Origin of the sequence: Bradyrhizobium nitroreducens, assembly GCF_002776695.1 — a bacterium.
Lineage (GTDB): Bacteria > Pseudomonadota > Alphaproteobacteria > Rhizobiales > Xanthobacteraceae > Bradyrhizobium > Bradyrhizobium nitroreducens.
The window spans coordinates 5,677,364-5,695,279 of the sequence record NZ_LFJC01000003.1 but is presented as its reverse complement, the minus strand read 5'-3'; the positions used below and the strand labels follow the sequence as shown (position 1 = coordinate 5,695,279).

General features: G+C 57.2%; 15 protein-coding genes. 9 read left to right on the top strand and 6 right to left on the bottom strand.

Translation table 11 applies throughout. From position 1 onward, the window contains the following. Position 1: 1 nt before the first annotated feature. Both TSA1_RS27290 and TSA1_RS27285 read left to right on the top strand, forming a co-directional pair. On the top strand, positions 2 to 973 hold the full coding sequence (locus TSA1_RS27290; protein WP_100179042.1) for an NAD(P)H-dependent flavin oxidoreductase: 972 nt from the start codon (positions 2 to 4) through the stop codon (positions 971 to 973). 14 nt (positions 974 to 987) lie between these two features. Continuing rightward, positions 988 to 2,928, top strand: a complete 1,941-nt coding sequence (locus TSA1_RS27285; RefSeq protein ID WP_161497262.1) for an AMP-binding protein — start codon at positions 988 to 990, stop codon at positions 2,926 to 2,928. 9 nt (positions 2,929 to 2,937) lie between these two features. Here TSA1_RS27285 and TSA1_RS27280 read toward each other — a convergent pair whose 3' ends face one another. Next, entirely contained in the window at positions 2,938 to 3,528 is a 591-nt protein-coding gene (locus TSA1_RS27280; protein WP_100179040.1) for a DUF2889 domain-containing protein, read from the bottom strand. Positions 3,529 to 3,580: 52 nt separating this feature from the next. On the opposite strand from TSA1_RS27280, the gene TSA1_RS27275 reads away from it, so the two are divergent. Together TSA1_RS27275 and TSA1_RS27270 are read left to right on the top strand one after the other, a co-directional pair. Next, positions 3,581 to 4,363: an enoyl-CoA hydratase gene (locus TSA1_RS27275; RefSeq protein ID WP_100179039.1), complete on the top strand. Its 783-nt coding sequence runs from the start codon at positions 3,581 to 3,583 to the stop codon at positions 4,361 to 4,363. 25 nt (positions 4,364 to 4,388) lie between these two features. Next, on the top strand, positions 4,389 to 5,558 hold the full coding sequence (locus TSA1_RS27270) for a CaiB/BaiF CoA transferase family protein (protein ID WP_100179038.1): 1,170 nt from the start codon (positions 4,389 to 4,391) through the stop codon (positions 5,556 to 5,558). A 359-nt stretch (positions 5,559 to 5,917) separates the two neighbouring features. On the opposite strand, the gene TSA1_RS27265 is transcribed toward TSA1_RS27270, so the two are convergent. Then, entirely contained in the window at positions 5,918 to 7,084 is a 1,167-nt protein-coding gene (locus TSA1_RS27265) for an acyl-CoA dehydrogenase family protein (protein WP_100179037.1), read from the bottom strand. Positions 7,085 to 7,415: 331 nt separating this feature from the next. On the opposite strand from TSA1_RS27265, the gene TSA1_RS27260 reads away from it, so the two are divergent. The 5 genes from TSA1_RS27260 to TSA1_RS27240 all read left to right on the top strand — a co-directional run bounded on the left by TSA1_RS27260 (position 7,416) and on the right by TSA1_RS27240 (position 13,213). Next, positions 7,416 to 8,588, top strand: coding sequence for a thiolase family protein (locus TSA1_RS27260; protein WP_283814408.1), 1,173 nt, complete (start codon positions 7,416 to 7,418; stop codon positions 8,586 to 8,588). Further along, complete coding sequence (locus TSA1_RS41195; protein WP_100179035.1) at positions 8,585 to 9,010, top strand: Zn-ribbon domain-containing OB-fold protein; 426 nt, start codon at positions 8,585 to 8,587, stop codon at positions 9,008 to 9,010. Before TSA1_RS27260 ends, TSA1_RS41195 begins: the two co-directional genes overlap by 4 nt. A gap of 222 nt (positions 9,011 to 9,232) precedes the next feature. Then, positions 9,233 to 10,519, top strand: a complete 1,287-nt coding sequence (locus TSA1_RS27250) for a CaiB/BaiF CoA transferase family protein (RefSeq protein ID WP_100179034.1) — start codon at positions 9,233 to 9,235, stop codon at positions 10,517 to 10,519. A 177-nt stretch (positions 10,520 to 10,696) separates the two neighbouring features. Beyond that, positions 10,697 to 11,767 carry a MaoC family dehydratase gene (locus TSA1_RS27245; protein WP_100179033.1) on the top strand — a complete coding sequence of 357 codons (1,071 nt, stop codon included), beginning with the start codon at positions 10,697 to 10,699 and terminating at the stop codon, positions 11,765 to 11,767. A 237-nt stretch (positions 11,768 to 12,004) separates the two neighbouring features. Next, a complete protein-coding gene (locus TSA1_RS27240; RefSeq protein ID WP_100179032.1) occupies positions 12,005 to 13,213 on the top strand; it encodes an ABC transporter substrate-binding protein in 1,209 nt (402 codons plus the stop codon). 1,254 nt (positions 13,214 to 14,467) lie between these two features. Here TSA1_RS27240 and TSA1_RS27235 read toward each other — a convergent pair. From TSA1_RS27235 to TSA1_RS27225, 4 genes are all read right to left on the bottom strand, one after another. After that, the gene (locus TSA1_RS27235; RefSeq protein WP_245448424.1) at positions 14,468 to 15,781 is read right to left on the bottom strand and encodes a tyrosine-type recombinase/integrase; all 1,314 of its coding nucleotides are present in this window, start codon (positions 15,779 to 15,781) and stop codon (positions 14,468 to 14,470) included. 416 nt (positions 15,782 to 16,197) lie between these two features. Further along, positions 16,198 to 16,326 carry a hypothetical protein gene (locus TSA1_RS40960; RefSeq protein WP_283814389.1) on the bottom strand — a complete coding sequence of 43 codons (129 nt, stop codon included), beginning with the start codon at positions 16,324 to 16,326 and terminating at the stop codon, positions 16,198 to 16,200. Positions 16,327 to 16,409: 83 nt separating this feature from the next. Beyond that, positions 16,410 to 17,333, bottom strand: a complete 924-nt coding sequence (locus TSA1_RS27230; protein WP_100179031.1) for an SIR2 family protein — start codon at positions 17,331 to 17,333, stop codon at positions 16,410 to 16,412. Further along, on the bottom strand, positions 17,330 to 17,911 hold the full coding sequence (locus TSA1_RS27225) for a hypothetical protein (protein WP_100179030.1): 582 nt from the start codon (positions 17,909 to 17,911) through the stop codon (positions 17,330 to 17,332). Before TSA1_RS27225 ends, TSA1_RS27230 begins: the two co-directional genes overlap by 4 nt. Between the last annotated feature and the right edge of the window lie 5 nt (positions 17,912 to 17,916).

Here is a 17,916-nt window from a genome sequence, read left to right as displayed (position 1 = left end):
GATGGCTGTGCCAAACCAGCTCGTAGGGAGGCTTTCAATCCCGGTAATCGTTGCGCCCATGTTTCTGGTTTCAGGGCCAGATCTCGTCGTGGGTTGCTGCCTCAACGGCATCCTCGGCACCTTTCCCAGCTTGAATCTGAGAACGGCAACTGCGTTCGAGGCGTGGTTGGAGCAAATCAAGTCACGGCTTGCAGCGCATGATAGTGAGCACCCTGCGAACCTGTCGGCTCCCTACGGTGTCAACATCATCGCGCATCGCACGAACACCCGCCTTGAAGAAGACATGGCGCTGGTTGTTAAGCACCGCGTTCCCCTGATCATTACGAGTGTCGGGAATCCGCGAGATATCGTCGAGCAAGTCCATTCTTACGGTGGGCTGGTGTTTCATGACGTTACGACCGTTGATTGGGCTAAGAGGGCGATCGATGCGGGCGTGGATGGGATTATTCCGGTATGCGCGGGTGCCGGCGGTCATGCGGGGCTGATGAATCCGTTCGCGATCGTGCCGCAGATTCGAGAATTCTGGGGCGGTGCCATTGCGCTGTCTGGCTGCATTTCGGACGGTCGGTCGGTCTATGCCGCACAGGCACTGGGGGCTGACTTTGGATATATCGGAACTCGGTTCATCGCGACGCACGAGAGCCTCGCCGGTAAGCCTTACAAGGACATGCTGATCGACTGTGACGCCAAAGATCTGGTGTATACGCCGGCATTCTCGGGAATCCCGGCGAATATGCTTCGGCCGAGCATCGTCGCAAACGGCATGGATCCCGATCGCCTGCCGCGAAAGGACCACATCGACCTCGGTGAGGAGTTCAATCACGAAGCCAAGGCATGGCGCGATATCTGGACGGCTGGTCAGGGTGTCGGCTCAATTCACGACTGCATAGCAGTTTCCGATCTTATTGACCGCATGAAGTGCGAATATCAGTCGGCATCTCTGCGCAATCACGACTCGAAGGTGGTCGCGTGAGTGCGGCGGGGCCTGTGGTCACCTGGCGACCAACTGGCGAAAATCTCGTTTCGTCTAATCTTGCGCGATTGATTCGGCGACTAGGGCTTGCCGATTACGATCAGCTGCTCGACTTCGCGAAGGATCATCCGGACCGGTTCTGGTTCGAATCGCTGAAGGATCTCGGCATCGCCTTCGATGATGATCCGACAGGATTTCTGGATCAAAGTAAGGGCAAACAGTGGCCGCGATTCTTCCCAAACGGGAAGTTTAATCTTGCTGCGGCGTGCTTGCGCGCTCCTTCTGAGAAGCACGGAGAAAAAAGGCTCGCACTCGTCTGGGAAGGAGAAAGTGGTAAGACGGTTACGCTGACCTATGCAGAGCTCAATTCGCGTGTTTTCCGCGTGGCGGCTGGGCTTCGATCAATCGGCGTGGCTAAGGGTTCTCGGGTCGGGCTCTTGATGCCAAATATTCCGGAGGCCGTTGTCGCGTTTCTCGCTATTGCGATGATTGGAGCGATCGTGGTGCCGCTCTACAGCGGATTCGGCGCGGCACCTGCGAGCCAGCGTCTGGTCGATGCGGGGGCTGACGTTCTCATCACGTCCGACGGCTTCGTCCGTCGTTGCCGTGAGGTACGGTTGGACGGAGTCATTGGCGACATTGCCGCGACCGTGCCTGCATTGAAATGCATCGTCGTCTGCTCAGTGCTTGGCTTGTCGATCGACGTCGCCAAAACGATTCCGTGGACGTCACTGGAACAGGCAGGACCTACCACCGGCGACATCGCTGCTACGGCGACAGACGATCCATTCATGATCATGTACACGTCGGGGACGACCGGTTCGCCGAAGGGAGCGCTGCATACCCATACAAGCTTTCCTTTGCGCGTTGCTCAGGATTGCGCGTATATCTTTGATTTTCGGCCTGGAGATCGCATGATGTGGGTCAGCGATATGGGCTGGATGGTGGGCCCTCTCACGATCATCGGCGTGCTCATGCTAAAGGGTACATTGGTTCTGTATGACGGTGCGCCCGATCAGCCGACCGTGGGTAAGCTTCGTGAACTTGCTGCCATGCATGGTGTCACGCACTTCGGGTCATCCCCGACCGCAATCAGAATGATGGCTGCGGCGTCCGACCAGGCTCTTGCGGTCGCTTTTCCCACGTTACGAATACTCATAACGGCTGGAGAGGTCATCGATCCAGATACGTTCAACTGGTATAGTCACGAATTTGGCGGTGGGATGGTTCCTGTGATCAATTACACGGGTGGAACGGAGGTCTCGGGTGCAATTTTGACGAATGTCGTGCTGCGGCCGATTGCACCATGTTGTTTCAATAGCGTTGCTCCTGGAATGAATGCTGCCGTCGTAGATGTCGAGGGCCGACGCATCGTCGGTGAGCCAGGCGAACTCGCTATCCTCGAGCCGTTCGTTGGGATGACAAACGGGTTCTGGAAAGCGTCCGACCGCTATATCGAATCTTACTGGTCAAAAATTCCTGATGTCTGGGTGCATGGAGATCTTGCCATCGAACATCCCAATGGGCAATTCGAGTTGCTCGGACGCTCCGACGACGTCATGAAGATCGCCGGAAAGCGGGTCGGTCCATCCGAACTCGAGGCGATCGTGATAGATAATCAGACCGTGAAGGACGCCTACGCTATCGGTGCTCCCCACCCTCGCTCCGGAGAAGCAATCGTCCTGTTTGTCGTTCCCAGCCCAAATGCGAAGACTGCCGGAGAGGCGGCTGTCTATGCGGCGCATGCGCTTGAGAAAGCAATGGGAAAGCCATACAAGCCGAGCGCCGTGATCGAGGTCGCGCAGCTTCCAAAAACGAGGAATGGCAAAGCTATCCGTCGCCTGGCGCGTCAAGCCTGGCTCGGATTGCCCCCAGGAAACGTTGGGTCCTTGGAGAACCCGCAGATCTTTGATGATCTGCTCAAAGCATGTCGCCAGTATCGAGGTGAAGCGTGACGTGCATCACTACTTCTTTCCGGTATAGTATTCTGGCCAGCGGCTGAAGGTCAGCTCCTTGTCGCTCGCCATGGCCCAGCAGGAATTGAGAAGGAAAGGGCGGCCGTCTCGGTCCAAGGTGTCTGCCTGTCCCTGCCTCTCGTTCCACATGGCCTGATAGGCAGCGGTCGCCAACGGCGCCAGCATCTCCATCAGGTGCGTGCAGCTCTTGCTCCCTCCAAGCTTATCCCGCACCTCTCGGTTCCAGCCGCCTCCAATCCTTGAACCGACCAAGACAGAAAGGGTGGACGAGGCACCGAAGCAGTCTCGATATGGAGCGGCGTCAGTGGACGCCGCGACGTCGTGCACGACAAATTCCTTGTCGATGGTCAATCTGATCCACATTTCGTGGATGGCGTGGTGTGCCGGAGTCGTAGCCCCGAAGGGAACGGCGCTCTCGAACGGCTTTTCATCTCGGATGTGTCCCTCGACGTCGTAATAGCCATCGTCCCGTCGAAATACCTGCATGTCTATACCGCGGAGATGGATCAAGGATCGCGGCGCGGAATCTTGAAGGGGCACACTAAATTCCTTTTCGCAGCTTCGCAGATGGAACGTCATTGACTGAGAAAACTAACGATCGTACAATAGAATACGGAGCTAGGAAGGTCAAATGAACAGTTCGCTTTTGAAGGTAGACTACCCGCTGCCAGGTTGTACGCGACTGACGTTAAACCGACCTGACTCAAAAAACGCGCTGTCGCGCGCGCTTAGAAAGGAACTCACCTCAGCGCTCGATGCGCTGGGTGGCGATGATCGCGCCAGGGTGGTGATCTTGACCGGCGCCGGCACCGCCTTTTGCGCTGGTCTCGATTTGAAGGAACTCGGTTCGGCAGCTTCCAGCGACGTGCTCGGCTTCGATGATCAATCGCTGAACCCCGTAGCCGCTCTGGAGAGACTAAGTTGTCCCATCATCGCGGCGGTAAACGGACCTGCGATCACCGGGGGATTCGAAATCGCACTCGCCTGCGATATCATCGTTTGTAGCCGATTGGCTCGATTTGCCGATACCCATGCGCGCGTAGGAATTCTGCCGGCATGGGGACTCTCACAGCGCCTCTCCCGCGCTATCGGACCGTATCGCGCCCGCGAACTCTCTCTAACCGGGAATTTCCTATCGTCGGAACGTGCGGAGGCATTCGGACTGACCAATCACGTCGTTGATCCAGAAGCCTTGCAAGCAGAGGCAGTTGCCCTCGCAGAGGCGATGCTGTCGGTCGAGCCCAACACGCTCCGCAGGTATAAGAAACTGCTGAATGAAGGGATGCAACTCAGCTTGCGCGAGGCGTTGGCGCTGGAAGCGCAAGTCGCAGTTCTCTCAGCTCAAGACGTCAAGATGCAGGAGGTCGAACAGCGCCGGCTCGACGTCTTGGCGCGCGCCAAGCGGCAAGCTTGATCGTCTACACAGAGGCTACAACAAGATGAAAGCACCTGGTACGCAAGGTGGCCCGCTCTTCGGACTTAAAGTCATAGAATTGGCTGCTATTGGTCCCGCACCTTTCTGCGGCATGCTCTTGTCCGATCTTGGAGCCGACGTTATTCGCATCGATCGCAAGCAGCAGTCAGACATCGGCCTCTCCATCGCGAACCAGTTCGACTTCACTAGCCGCGGCCGCCGGAGCATCTCTGCCGATCTAAAGTCGGAAGACAGCATAGCTTCGATCCTCTCGCTTGTTGAGCGGGCCGATGTCTTGATTGAAGGATTCAGGCCCGGGGTCCTCGAAAGGCTGGGACTCGGCCCCGACGTGCTCCTCGCACGCAATCCACGACTAGTCGTTGGACGTGTCACGGGGTGGGGGCAAACCGGCCCGCTCGCCCAATCGGCTGGACACGACATCAACTATATCGCGCTAACCGGCGCACTTGCTTGTATCGGGCGCGAGGGCGAGCGGCCGGTTGTCCCCTTAAACCTGATTGGTGACTACGGGGGAGGCGCCCTGTATCTCGCCTTCGGCATCGTCAGTGCACTGATTCATGCTTCAAAGAGCGGGAAAGGACAAGTCGTAGATGCCGCCATGGTCGATGGAGCGACTTCGCTGATGACCCTGTTTCACGGGCGCCATGCGGCTGGCCTGTGGAAATCCAATCGCGCCAGCAATGAACTCGATGGCGGCGCGCCATGGTACGATACGTATCAAACCAAGGACAAGAAGTACATCGCGATTGGCGCTATCGAGCCGAAGTTCTTCCAGGAGTTGCTCAAGCGCATGGGGATTGATGCGGGGAAGTGGAAGCGTCCCGACGATCGAGCGTGCTGGCCAGCTCTTCGGCGCTGCTTGGAGCAAGCGTTCGCCGGGTACACACGAGACGAGCTGGATTCGATGCTTCTGGGGTCCGATGCCTGCTATGCTCCCATCCTGGACTTGTCGGAGGCCGCGGCGCATCCACACAGCGTGGAACGCCGGGCGTTTGTAGAGGTCGACGGAGTGTCTCAGCCAAACGTGGCTCCAAGGCTTTCTCTCACGCCAGGCGTAATTCAACGATCCGCACCTCAGGTGGGCGAAGGTGGGCTTGAGGCATTGAAATCGTGGGGGTTATCCGACGCAGAGATCGATGACTTGAACCGCAAGGGCATCAGTTGGTGTTCATGAACCGGACGGCCGCTCCAAGGTACTTGACCTCAAACGCTCTTTTCGACGCGCCGGTATTGGCGAGGCGGCGAGCCATGTTGATCTCCCGTCCATAACCCATTGCGAATTAGTGGCCTCCGAAGCGTGAGCGTGCCCCCAAAGCATTGGAGGGCTAGTGGTACCAAGCGTGCGCCCGTCACTCTCAAAGCGATGCACGACAAGTACGATTACTGTCGTTGGATGTTCGTCGGGTTACATGTTGTAGCCAAACGCGCCTAACGGCAAATGCGGGATCGTTTGCCCATCAAGTGCGCGAGTTCTCGATGCCTTCATCAAAGGGCACAATTTGGCGGTGAACCCCGCCGGTCGATCGCTCTCAATCATAAGCCAAGCCGCTTGGCGATGATGTTTCTTTGTACCTCATTTGTGCCACCGCCAATCATTCCAACTCGCGAATCCCTGAAGTACATCTGAGTATCGTACTCCATCGCGAAGCCGGCACCGCCAAAGGTTTGCAAACCAAGGTTTGCGCACGTGAAGTTATTCTCTGTTGCGAGAACCTTGGCCATGGAAGTTTCCATAACGGGGTTCTCGCCTGCATCCATCATATCTGCAACGCGATAGCTGGCCAGGCGAGCCGTCTCGGTCAGCATCTTCATGTCTGCAATCCGATGCTGAATGACCTGAAAGTCGGAAATCGATCTCCCGAACTGTATCCTCTGCTTCGCATAGTCTATCGTGTAGTCGACAATCGCCTGACAATTCCCAGCGCCCGATGCTGCAATACAGAGTCGCTCCAAATTGAGTCCCTTCATGAGAGATCGCCACGCGGTATTTTCCTCGCCGATCATCATGGAGGCTGGAACGCGCACATCCGTCAGGAAGAGTTCATTGGTATGGGTCGTCCGGCGCCCGAGCATTTCCATCGGTCTGACCGTGAGCCCGGGAGATTTTGCGTCGACGAGGAACATCGACAGCCCCTTATGGCCGGCGTCGGCAATGGTGCGACCTACAACTATGATGTAGTCGGCGACATGCGCGTTGGTAATGTAAGTTTTGCTGCCATTCAGGGTGTAATGATCCCCCGTCCGTTTGGCGCTCAGACGGATATTGGATACGTCCGAACCTCCTTGAGGTTCGGTGATTGCGATTGCTAGTCGAACGTCACCTCTCGCGATGCGAGGGACGAACTCTTCCTTCAGCGCGTCGGACCCACTATTCAGAAGATGCATGCCCGCGTACACCGTCGTCACCAGGTATGCCGCTGCGATTCCCCCATAGAAATAGCCCAACGTCTCCGCGAGGATGGCGAGATCCTTGTAGGAGCCCGCGCTACCTCCGTATGCTTCGGGGTAGGGTAGGCCCATCCAGCCCGCGCTGGCGAGTGCCTTGAAGGCCCGCTCGGGAAACTCACCTCCCTTATCAAGCGCACGGATCTGCTCCCGGGACATCACGCCTTGAAGTAACGAAAGCACGTTTGATCTGATCATTCGCTGATGTTCGTTCAGCCCGAAGGTGTTGAAGCTGGTTTCAACAGCAACGCTCATACCGTTCTCCAACGAAATGGATGACCTAGAACACAGTGGGCTCGGCAAAGCAGGAGACAAGATTGTCGACCGGTTTCCGAACGCGAGGAAGAAGGCGTAGCGGATGCTGACAAACAAATCTAGTAATTATTCGATAGAATTCGCGCGGGCTGAGGTGTTGGCCGCAATTTATGGGGCTTAAAGCGCATGTAGATCGGTTGACAAACCGGTATCTAGCGATTAACCGTTAGAAAATCGGCGGCTTTGGCTTGGGCTTGGGCTTGGTGCCCTCGGCTAGCTGTCAGCAACAACTTGTTGGGAGGGGGAGATCTTGTCGACCTCGGTCGTAATAGTGGCGGCGAGCGCGATTCCAGTCGGAAAAATCCAGACTGGGCCCTTGGACGACTATCAGGTGGTCGAGCACGAGGTGCTGTCCCGCGTAGTGACTGCGGCGGTAAACGAAGCTGGGATCGACAAATCGTCGATCGATTCACTCGTGTTTTCCGAACCGCACATTTACACGCAGCAGCGCTATTTTTCCACGTTCATGACGTCTTATCTCGGGCTCCAATGTCGTGGGGCCGTCATGGAGGTGATGGGTAACGGCATGACCGGAGGCTTTGCGTTCGAACAGGCCGCCGATCAAATCCGACTTGGTCGCGCCAAAGTCGCCCTGGCGCTCGGCGTAAACATGGAGACGGCAACGTCTGCTGCCCAGCACATGAACATGTCGATGCGTGCGACGGGCGATATTGACTTCCACAGTCCGGCTGGCTTCACGCCGATATCTTGGTATGCCATGGATGCCACTCGCTACATGCACGAACACGGCGCCACGCGGGCCGACTTGGCATCTGTCGCAGTAAAGAATCGGCTGCACGCGAGCCTGAACCCCCTTGCTCATTTCCGAAAGCCGATCACTGTCGAGGATGTGTTAAATTCGCGGCCGGTGGTCGAGCCCTTATCGCTATTGGACGTTCCTCCGCGTGATGATGGCGCAGTATGTCTAGTTCTCGCAGAGGAGGAGTATGCGCGCACGCTCGGCAAGCCGTTCGTGAGGATTCGTGGCCGCGGCTCCTATCACGAGGGCATTCACCAAGTCGGTGATCGACCTTACGACATGATAGCCTTCAATTCTGCTGCTAGGGCCGCGCAGGCGGCCTATCAGGACGCCGGCATAAGTGCTGCGGACATCGACCTTGCTGAGCTTTATGCGCCGTGCACGATCGTAGAAATTCTAGTCAGTGAAGCGGTTGGCTTGACCAAGAGAGGTGATGGGGCACGGGCTGCTGCGGCTCGCGAGACTGCTTTGGGCGGTCGGATTCCGATCAACACGTCTGGCGGCTGCCAGTCGCGCGGACATCCGGCCCGCCTGACACCTCTATACAACGCCCTGGAACTCTTCGAGCAGCTAACCCAGCGGGCCGGCGCCCGACAGGTTGCCGATGCACGATTGGGGCTGATGAGCTGTGAACTTGGCAACTACAACGCGGCGCTAATTCACGTACTGGAGCGCGGGCAATGACGAGGATCGCCATCCGAAAGTATCCGACAGTCCGGCCGTACCCACCGCGACTTACGCGCTTCAACCAGCCATTCTGGCGTGCTCTTCAAGACGGCGAGTTCAAGACGACGCGATGCGCGAAATGCTCCGAGAGTACCTTCCCGCCGAAGCCCATCTGTCCGCGATGCTGGTGCATTGACATGGAATGGGTGGATCTGTCTCCAGACGGCGAAATCTATTCATGCACCACGATCCATGCAGCCCCCGCAATTTTCGAAGCAGACGCTCCATATGCCGTAGCCATTATTGACCTCGATCAGGGGGTGCGGCTTGCTTCGCGAATACTGAACAAGCCCGATAAGCCGGCTGTAGGACTTAGAGGCTCGATAGTGGCAACGCATCATCCGGACGGCCCATACTTCGCGTTTGAGATCGGGAGATAGCCAGCCCGACGCGCAGAGTCGCTGATCGATCACGAAAGGAAGACGGGTTGGTGTGTCGTAGGCCTGGCTGTAAATCGGGACCGCTCGGTGCATATCTCGGGGTGAGCCTGAGTGGTGGAGCTCATACTTGTCTACGTAGAGATGGAGTCGCTTTCCAGGCCTTAAGCGAGATTGTGCCGTTGAACGTCTCGCAAGACATACCGCGCTTCCGGGAGTAACGACATGTTCGACAAACTAAAAATCTCGGAGCTTCCAGTTCTTACACGTGAAGCGCCGTCCGGCCCAAGTGCTCTTGACGGCCTGAGGGTCGTGGATTTCACGCATTTCCTGGCTGGACCACTCGCAACGCAGATGCTGGCTGACTTCGGTGCGGAGGTGATAAAAATCGAGCCACCAGGCAGAGGAGAGGACTTTCGGTTCTATCCACCTCATGATCGCGAAATGGGTGCGTACGGAGGCGGCGCGCCGTTTCTATGGGCCAATCGCAACAAGAAAAGCATTGCGTTGGATATCAAATCTGCAGCTGGTCTTGAGGTCGCCAAAGATCTCATTCGCTCCGCGGACGTGCTGGTCGAGAATTTCTCTACGGGGGTCATGGAGCGCTTCGGGCTCGACTATGAATTCTGTGCCAAATTGAATCCACGACTGATCTATTGCTCGATCTCCGCTTACGGGCGCCAGGGATCGTTTTGCGATCGTAGTGGCTTGGACGCCGTTGTCCAGGCCGAAAGTGGTTTCATGTCGATGAACGGATATCCGGATCGGCCAGGCGTACGATCTGGCCCGGTTGTGATGGATATGGCGACGTCGATGATGGCGGGTAACGCAATTCTCCTGGCCCTGTTTGCGCGTGAGCGCAATCGCATGGGTCAAAAAGTCGAGATCAGCCTCTTCGATACTGCGATGACAATGACAGGTTTTGCGACGATGCAACACCTCACGTCCGGCGCCGAGCCGCAACGTCACGCAAATGTAAGCCCAGACACCTGTCCAACCGGCGTCTTTGCCACTGCAGACCGCGAAGTCTATATCGCTTGCGGAAACGACAAGATCTTTCAAAGATTGTTTACGAACGTCATCAATCGTCCCGACATCGCTAACAACATCGAGTTCTCGAGCAATGCAAAGAGGGGCGCGCATCGCGATTTCATCTTCTCCGTCATATCCGAGGAGTTTGCAAAACATCCTTGGGATTATTGGAGTCGTAAGCTGCGCGCGGCAGCGATTCCCTGCGGACTCGTTCGAACCCTGAGCGAAGCTCTCGCGTCCGACGAAGCACGGGAGCGGAATCTTGTTGGACGCATAGAGCATCCGCTGATCGGTTGGATCCCGAATATCTCGTCACCGCTGCGCCTTGAAGGGACGCCTGCACTGGATGCTCGGGCGGCGCCTTTCCTGGGCCAACACACGCTTGAGGTCTTCTCGCAGGTCTTGGGATATGACCAGGAGCGGATCGCGGAAATTGAAGCGTCAGGGGCGTGCGGCAAGCGTCAACACCTGACGTCGTGACCGACAGTGGCGGGTGCGGCTGCTGGTGACGCATTCACTCGACGTGCAGGGGATCGGACTTGAGCGAGAACATTGCGCCGAAGGTTTGCGGGCGCGGTGAAGCTGCTTGTGTCCGACGAGTATCGAACCGTCTGATAAGGGCCAACCGTCGGCTGGGGAAATTGAGTGAGTGTGACAATGAACAGGTATAAATCGATTGTTTGGGAAGAAGTGCAAGCGGGCGATAGGCTTCCTTCTTACGAATACGAGCTCAGCCTCTTACGGCTTGTCGCTTTCGTGCGTGCAAGCGGGCTCTACGACTACGTCCATTTCGATGGCGACTATGCCCGTGCCGTCGGGGTGCGCGATGCCTTTATCGCAACGCCTCATGTCGCGGGACTGTTCGGACGATTATTGAGCGATTGGTCGGGTCCCGATGCGGCTCTTCGCAAACTCGCCTTCAGTCTGAACAAGCCAAGCTGCGTCGGCGATGTGCTCACAGTATCGGGCAGTGTCAAGAGAAAGTATCGCGGAGAAAATGGTGAGGCACTCATCGACATCGACGACCTCAGTATCTCCTACGCGGGTACGGAGGGAGCCGCAACGGGACGGGCGACTCTGTCTCTGCCATCTCAGGATGGCCCGCCGACACCGATGAGAGTCACGACCGCTTCACGAGCAGCCACACGCATCGACCCGGCGATGCCTGAGGTGGCGAAGGCGAAAATCGGTGTCGTTAGCGAATGTAGTCAGGGTCGTAGCGTTCCTATCTCGGAGGATGAGCTGCTTCTCTGGTGCGAGGCGATCGAGGACTGGAACCCACTTTACTGGGACAGGGAATATGCACGCACAACGTCGCATGGACGATTGATTGCTCCTCCGTTCGGCATGCTTCTCGGACCAGGATCGTCGGTCCAGTTGGGGCTCGGCTACAAGCGTCCAGGGGCGACAACGCCACTGGGTATCGCGAAGGGACTGCGAGGGTTGCCGTTGCTTCAGTCGATGCGAAAAGGATGGGCGGATAGTTCTCGTCCACTATCCATTCCAGGCTACCCCGAACTGGCGGTCGTCAAAGCCGAAACGGAATTTTATGCCCCATTGGGAATAGGCGACACCATTCGTGTTACCGAGGAGCTGCTTGACTGCTCCGGAATAAAGAAGACCAGGCTGGGCGAGGGATACTTCGGGACGTACGTGAAGTCGTTCTTCAATCAATCAGGTGATCTCGCAAAGCTCTACACGTCGACAATCTTTCACTACAGGGTCTGAGTTGCGGCGTACGCTGCTCGTGCTGGAGAGGCCCCCGAGGCTTGAAACTGTCGATCTCTGTTCGATGAATCTCAGACTTTCCAACGTGACTTGCCGGTTGGAATGAAAGTTCTCGCGCACCTTCCGACAGTCGTATCCGTGCCGATGCCAGTTGCCGACGGGCGCTTGTTCGCAGGCCGAGGTCTGTGACAACCGAACCGTCCTTCGAAAACATAATGATAGATAGGGAGAGCAGCAATGCGAGTTTTCGGTTTCGTTTTCTTCCTTGCGGGAGCGTTACTCGCCGCCGTCGACGTCTCTCAGGCGCAAAAGCAATACGGACCGGGCGTCAGCGACACGGAAATCAAGATAGGACAGAATGCTCCCTTCTCCGGTCCAGGATCGAGCTACGGTTTTCAATACCGCGTCATGGCAGCCTATCTGGATGCCTTGAATGCGCGGGGAGGGGTCAATGGACGCAGGATCCTTCTGATCCAAAAGGATGACGGTTATAGTCCTCCAAAGACTGCAGAAGTAATCCGCCAATTGGTCGAGAACGAAGACGTTCTCGCGATCGTCGGCTCATTCGGAACGCCGACAAATGCGGCGATCCAGAAATACCTGAATCTGAAGAAAGTACCACATCTCCTTATCCAGAGCGGAGCATCACGCTGGAACGATCCCGAGCACTTTCCCTGGACCACCCCTTACTCCCCTTTTTATGTGGGAGAGGGACGAGCTATCGGCCATTTTCTTTTGGAAGAGTACGGGGGCAAAAAGATCGGCGCGTTGTATCAAGCTGACGACGTAGGAAGAGACTTCATGAAAGGCTTGCGTGAGGGGCTAAAGGCTGAGGCTCCCACGATGATTGTGAAAGAGGCCAACTACCAAGCGACGGATCCGACGATTGACTCCCAAATCGTGGCCTTGAAATCCGCGGCGACTGATATTGTGTTTCTCGCCGCTCAGAATCGCTTTGCGGCGCAAGCCATACGCAAGATCGCTGAACTGGGCTGGAAACCCCAGATCATCTCAACCTCGATAGCAAATTCCGTAAAGGAAGTTCTTGTCCCGGCGGGAGAAGCTGCCTCGACCGGCCTCATTAGCACGACGAGCTACAAGACGCCTAGCGATCCCGCTTTGCGGAGCGACGCAGGCGTTCAAGAGTATCTGTCTTTTCTGAGCAAAGCGTTTCCCGGCCATGACCCCGATGACATTGCAGCAATTCGGGGATTCTCAGTGATGGAAGCGGCTGCCGAGATCCTTCGGCGCTGTGGAGATAATTTGACTCGTGAGAATGTGCTGAAGCAAGCGACGAACCTACGTGGATTACGATTGTCGTTGCTCATGGAGGGCGTTACGATACAAACCGCTCCTGGCGACTATTCAGCCATCAGGCAAATTCAACTGATCAGGTTCGATGGAGAAAAGTGGGTCAAACTCCGCGAGTTGATCGATGACGAATGATGCAATCGCGAGCCCGTCGTGAGCTAAGGCGTGTTCAGATCCGCCGTCTTGGTCTACTGGCGGGATTATTTATCAGCAGGCAGCTTGAGTAGCATCTTGCAGGTCAAGAAGGTTCGTGATCGCGTCTGCCGTGAGATGAGCAAACAGCTACGATCTATTGTTCGGGTCTGCGGACTCGGCGGTCTGCGCCATCAACCATTCTTGGTCCTTGGTCAAAGCTCAGCACGCGGTCTCAATACCTCTGAAACTGGCTGCATTCTGGCGGTTTTGTGGCGGAGTCAGCCTCCGCTAGGACAACATAGAGTTCGAGATCAGGGTTCAGCGTCGTGGTACGTTTCTCGTGCGCCTTACAGAGCCAAGCCTGATTAGTAGCAAGCGAGCGTTGAATTTGATCGGAGCGATGCCGACGAAATCCTTGTGGATCGTGGTCTCATCGGCAAGCGAAACGATCCTGCTGCATCGGTAGCGATCCGGGGCAGCAAGCGCCTGGAGCTTGCGAAATGCCTCGCGACAAACCCAAGCGGATCGCATGCTGCTTTTGAACTCGGCGAGTTGATCATGCAGGGCACGTCGGTCGTGTCCCGAGGAGTGGTTTTGCTGATCAGCAAAGCCGCCCGGTGGCGCGCCTTCACATGGCGCCGTAGCGCGCGGGCGGCTTTGCGGGTGATCCACCAATGGTTCGTCGGTAAGATCTGGATTGCGAGCGTGAACCTGGGCGGCTCGTCCATGTCTCCTGCAAAGGCTCCGCGCCCGCCGTTACGGATCTGCTCGGTAGCACCATCAACAGTGGTCGGGATCAGCAGCTTCCTCGAAGGAAAGCAGCTTCGCGCCCTTGCGACGCGGGCAAGGAGCGCCTCGCCAGTCTGCCCGATGTCCCGACCTTCCAGGAGAGGGGGATCAGCGAGGCTTGCAGCCGCTCTCTTTGCTTCTCCCACCGATCATCCTCGGCGCGTGACCGCTTCTCAAGCGCCTCGACCTCGGCCTGGATGGCCGCTGCTTTTCTTCTTGCTCGCGCTAGGCCTTATCCAGCGCAGCTTGCGCTTTGGCCGTCGCCGTGTCTCGCCGTTCGCGCTCCCTTTCACGGGCAACCTCTTCCCGCCGGCGCTGCGCATCGCGGCGTTTTTGCTCCTTCTCGAAGTCCGCTGCGGCCTTTCGGGCTTCTCGTTCGCTGATTTTCGGAGCAGTTCGCTTCGTCGGCTTCGGCCGCCGTCTTCCGCGCCGGGCCCGGTTCTCGCCGGATCCCAGGTCGGACGGTTAGGCGCTGCGCTTGTGCAGTGGGATTACTTGCCTCGAGCTTCCAAGTTCGAGAACCGGAAAATTCTCCCGAATGGTCTGCGCTACGTAGCTCGGGGCAAGGTGAGCGTAGTGCTTCTCAGTCATCCTCGTATCGGCATGACCGAGTTGTCGGGCGATGACCGCCATCGGTACGCCAGCCATTGCAAGATATGAAGCGTGGGTGTGTCGTAAGATATGAAAATTTACCGGCGGTGAGATCGTGGCTCGCTGGCTTGCTTCATCGAGCGGCCGCTGCTGGTGCGAGGTTCCCCAGATCCGGCCATCCCTTCTCAGGAAGATCCGCTGGCCGGGCTGCAGGACCTTTGTCCATTCCCGGAAGGCAGATTTCCCTTCTTCCGTTAACACGACGTGTCGGTTCTTGCCCTTGCTCAAACGAACGGACAATGTACCGCTGTCGTCGTTGTAATCTTCATACTTCAAACGCGTCAGCTCTGCGTATCGACAGCCTGTGTACAAGGCCGCTTCTATCAACTTTCGAAAGTCTTCCGGACAGGCACTCACGAGCCGGCGGATTTCGGCAATATTGAGATAGCGGACGACCGCCTCATCGACCCGCTTGAACGGTTTCACCTTTCGCCAGGCGGTGTCGGATGAGACGCGATCTGCGAAGAAGGCTCGGTTGAGCGCCGCCTTTAGTATCGTGAGGATGCGGTTGGCCGTCGCCTTTCGCGCACGTCGTGCATCATCGTCGTCAGGGGTCTTGCGCCTGGCGGCTTCGGTGGCGGTTCTTTTTGTCCGCACTCGCTTTGGTTCGGTCGCGATCTTGTTACGCCAACGTACCAATCGCTCCGTGGTTAGCTTGTCGACTTCGAGAGATCCCAGATCAGGCAAGATCCAGGCATCGAAAACGTATTTGGCGCCCTGAACGGCCGCCGGCTTCTTCTCGGCAGCGATCTCGGCGAGATAGTCCTTGACGGCATCCGCAACCTTGTAAGGGCCGGTACGAACGACACCGGCCGCGAAGAGGCGCCGCCGCTCGGCCCAGTTCCGGGCTTGGACTTGCGCTTGCCAATAGTCAAAGACCGTTGCGCCGTCGGCGTCAGTAGTGTCGTCAGCCGCGCCGATCGCCTTGGTGTCATAGCCTTCCGCGCCGCGATAGAGGCTTGCGACCCATGATCCCGAAACCGCTCCCCGGTAGTAGCCGAGCCGCAGCCCTTTTGCGATCTTCGCGAAGTAGGGTGTTCGACGCACCGGTAAACGCGCGCGAGCTGTTCGCGTTTCGAGTGACGAGTGTCGCGCTGCCCGTGCCAACGACGTGCTCCACTTCTTCAAGTTTTCTTCAAAAGGCGTTCGAGAATTCAGGCACATAGTACCGAACGTGAACGAACTAAGCAATTGAAAATACAATGTTTATTTATGTTCGCCGATGTTCGCCAGCGTGCGAGATGCAATTCTCTCAAGGTTGAAACAGGGGTTCGATTCCCCTAGGGAGCGCCAGAGATTTCAACGACTTACGGCTCCGCTCGAAAAGTCGTCGAATATCCGTCGAATAAGCGCCAGCGAACATCGGCGAACTCCTCCACACCATTTCAGTGATCCGATTGCCTAGCTCTCTGACCGTCAGAAGATCTGAGACTTGTCAAAGGATCGGCTTGAACGGATCGAAGGCAACAAGGCTCTTCGCGGAGCGGGCCGAACAAGCATGCATCTCAATGGACAACACCGACGTGTGGTGCGCGGTGCTAGCTTTAGCCGACCTCGATTAACGAACGGATGATGTCCGCGTGCTCGGCGCCGAGCATGTTCGTGCCGTTCGCCCCTGAAAACGGCTTCTTGAATTTCTTCGCGGTGACGGCGACGGCCAGCTGCTTCCTCAACTGTTCGTCGTCGCGCCGAGTGTCGAACCGAGTGACAATTGCAGGAGACGAGCCACGACGAGAATGCGCCGGATCTCCGGACTTCAGCTAAAGAACTTCGAGATCTCGGTGTGGGCGTAGCGGTTGCCGCCGAAGATGTCTTTCAGCGGCGTATTCATCATCCCTATAATCTGCTTCCGGTCGATGCGCTTGTCTCGATCGATGGCCTGGAATGGGGTGGGATCGACGACGAACAGTTTCAGATGAGAAGCAAGGCCATCGACGATGGCGTCGTTGATGTGCTCGTCGCTGAAGCTGTAGCCGATCACCATCAACCGAGCCGATGGTCGTGCGAGCATTCTGCGAAACTCGTCGTGGTACCAGGTCAAAACCGGAAAGCGGCCTATGCTGATGGCTTTTGCACCACCCATGATGATGATGCGCTTGCCGCGATTGGACTCTACCCAATTCACGGAACCGTGGAGTTTCACGTAAGGCTGCGCGCCGCTCCCGGGGATGGTGGCAAAGGGTGGATGGGGCTCCATAATCGCGAACTTGTCGTGTCGCGAGCCGGTCGGCGTATAAGGCTGCAAGTAACGCATGCCGGGACATTGGAGATGACCCCAGTTCATCGGCGGCCCGATGTGCGGATTGTAATGCTGCTCCAACAGAGTGTCCTGATTGAGCGTGAAGATGGCGTGAAACCGGCTCAGGAAAGCAGCCATGGAATGCTGGACGCTTGGCGGGTTCTCAAATTCGAACTGGGTCTGCATGAAGGATTGGTTCATGCCGTTGAAGATCCCGACCACCGACGTGAGCAGCGCTTCGTAGCGCTTCTGGTCCTCGGGATCGCTCGAAATCTGAAAATCGGCCATAACGGCCTCGAATGCGCCGCCCGAAGCAATCAGCCTCTCGCGCGTCTCTCCATCGATATCGCGATCGCTCAAGACCGAACTGAACACCTGCGATGCCAGCGGTGCGCCCCAGTTATGGGAGAACCCCGCGCCGGTGAGCAGCATGAAGGTCATGGCCTATCCAACATGTCCGAAAAGAATCTGTAGGTGAGCCTATCAGGAGCGTTGTCGAGATACACCCGCATTCGTTGCCGGCTCTGCGCAAGTCCCGCCATCATTTCATGCTCGGTGCGCTTGCTCAGAACGACGCCGGCCGATCGCGGCTGGGCGAGCCACTTCTCCTCCAACGCAGTTGCCGCCTCCGATTTGGTGATGTGATAGGTGTACTTGTGCCCCTGCCGAACAGGAAAATCCAGGATCAGTACCTCGCCGAGCGGATTGAGGTCGGGGCGCTCGGCCCGCGCAAGGGTCAAATCGGTCTTCTTTCCTTCGTACCCGAGCCACGCGTGGGATATCATCGCGTCGTCCGTCCCGTCGTTGACGTAGCCCACGACCGGCGTCGTGCCGATGCCTAGCTCTGCGAGGTACAGGTGCAGCAGGAACGTCATGCGATAGCACATGCCGGTGGCTTCATCGGGCTCGATGAAACGCTCGAGCAAGCGCTGCGCCGCTTCGGCGATCTGGACCTCGGTGGGCGAGAGGGTGGCTTTCCAACCGTCAATCTGCGTGCGCCGGTGCTTCGCCTGGCCCATGATCC

Excerpts from the sequence above, each read along its gene's own strand:
- TSA1_RS27290 (WP_100179042.1), top strand. The coding sequence starts at position 2 with ATGGCTGTGCCAAACCAGCTCGTAGGGAGGCTTTCAATCCCGGTAATC.
- TSA1_RS27280 (WP_100179040.1), bottom strand. The coding sequence starts at position 3,528 with ATGACGTTCCATCTGCGAAGCTGCGAAAAGGAATTTAGTGTGCCCCTT.
- TSA1_RS27275 (WP_100179039.1), top strand. The coding sequence starts at position 3,581 with ATGAACAGTTCGCTTTTGAAGGTAGACTACCCGCTGCCAGGTTGTACG.
- TSA1_RS27270 (WP_100179038.1), top strand. The coding sequence starts at position 4,389 with ATGAAAGCACCTGGTACGCAAGGTGGCCCGCTCTTCGGACTTAAAGTC.
- TSA1_RS27265 (WP_100179037.1), bottom strand. The coding sequence starts at position 7,084 with ATGAGCGTTGCTGTTGAAACCAGCTTCAACACCTTCGGGCTGAACGAA.
- TSA1_RS41195 (WP_100179035.1), top strand. The coding sequence starts at position 8,585 with ATGACGAGGATCGCCATCCGAAAGTATCCGACAGTCCGGCCGTACCCA.
- TSA1_RS27250 (WP_100179034.1), top strand. The coding sequence starts at position 9,233 with ATGTTCGACAAACTAAAAATCTCGGAGCTTCCAGTTCTTACACGTGAA.
- TSA1_RS27245 (WP_100179033.1), top strand. The coding sequence starts at position 10,697 with ATGAACAGGTATAAATCGATTGTTTGGGAAGAAGTGCAAGCGGGCGAT.
- TSA1_RS27240 (WP_100179032.1), top strand. The coding sequence starts at position 12,005 with ATGCGAGTTTTCGGTTTCGTTTTCTTCCTTGCGGGAGCGTTACTCGCC.
- TSA1_RS27230 (WP_100179031.1), bottom strand. The coding sequence starts at position 17,333 with ATGACCTTCATGCTGCTCACCGGCGCGGGGTTCTCCCATAACTGGGGC.
- TSA1_RS27225 (WP_100179030.1), bottom strand. The coding sequence starts at position 17,911 with ATGGGCCAGGCGAAGCACCGGCGCACGCAGATTGACGGTTGGAAAGCC.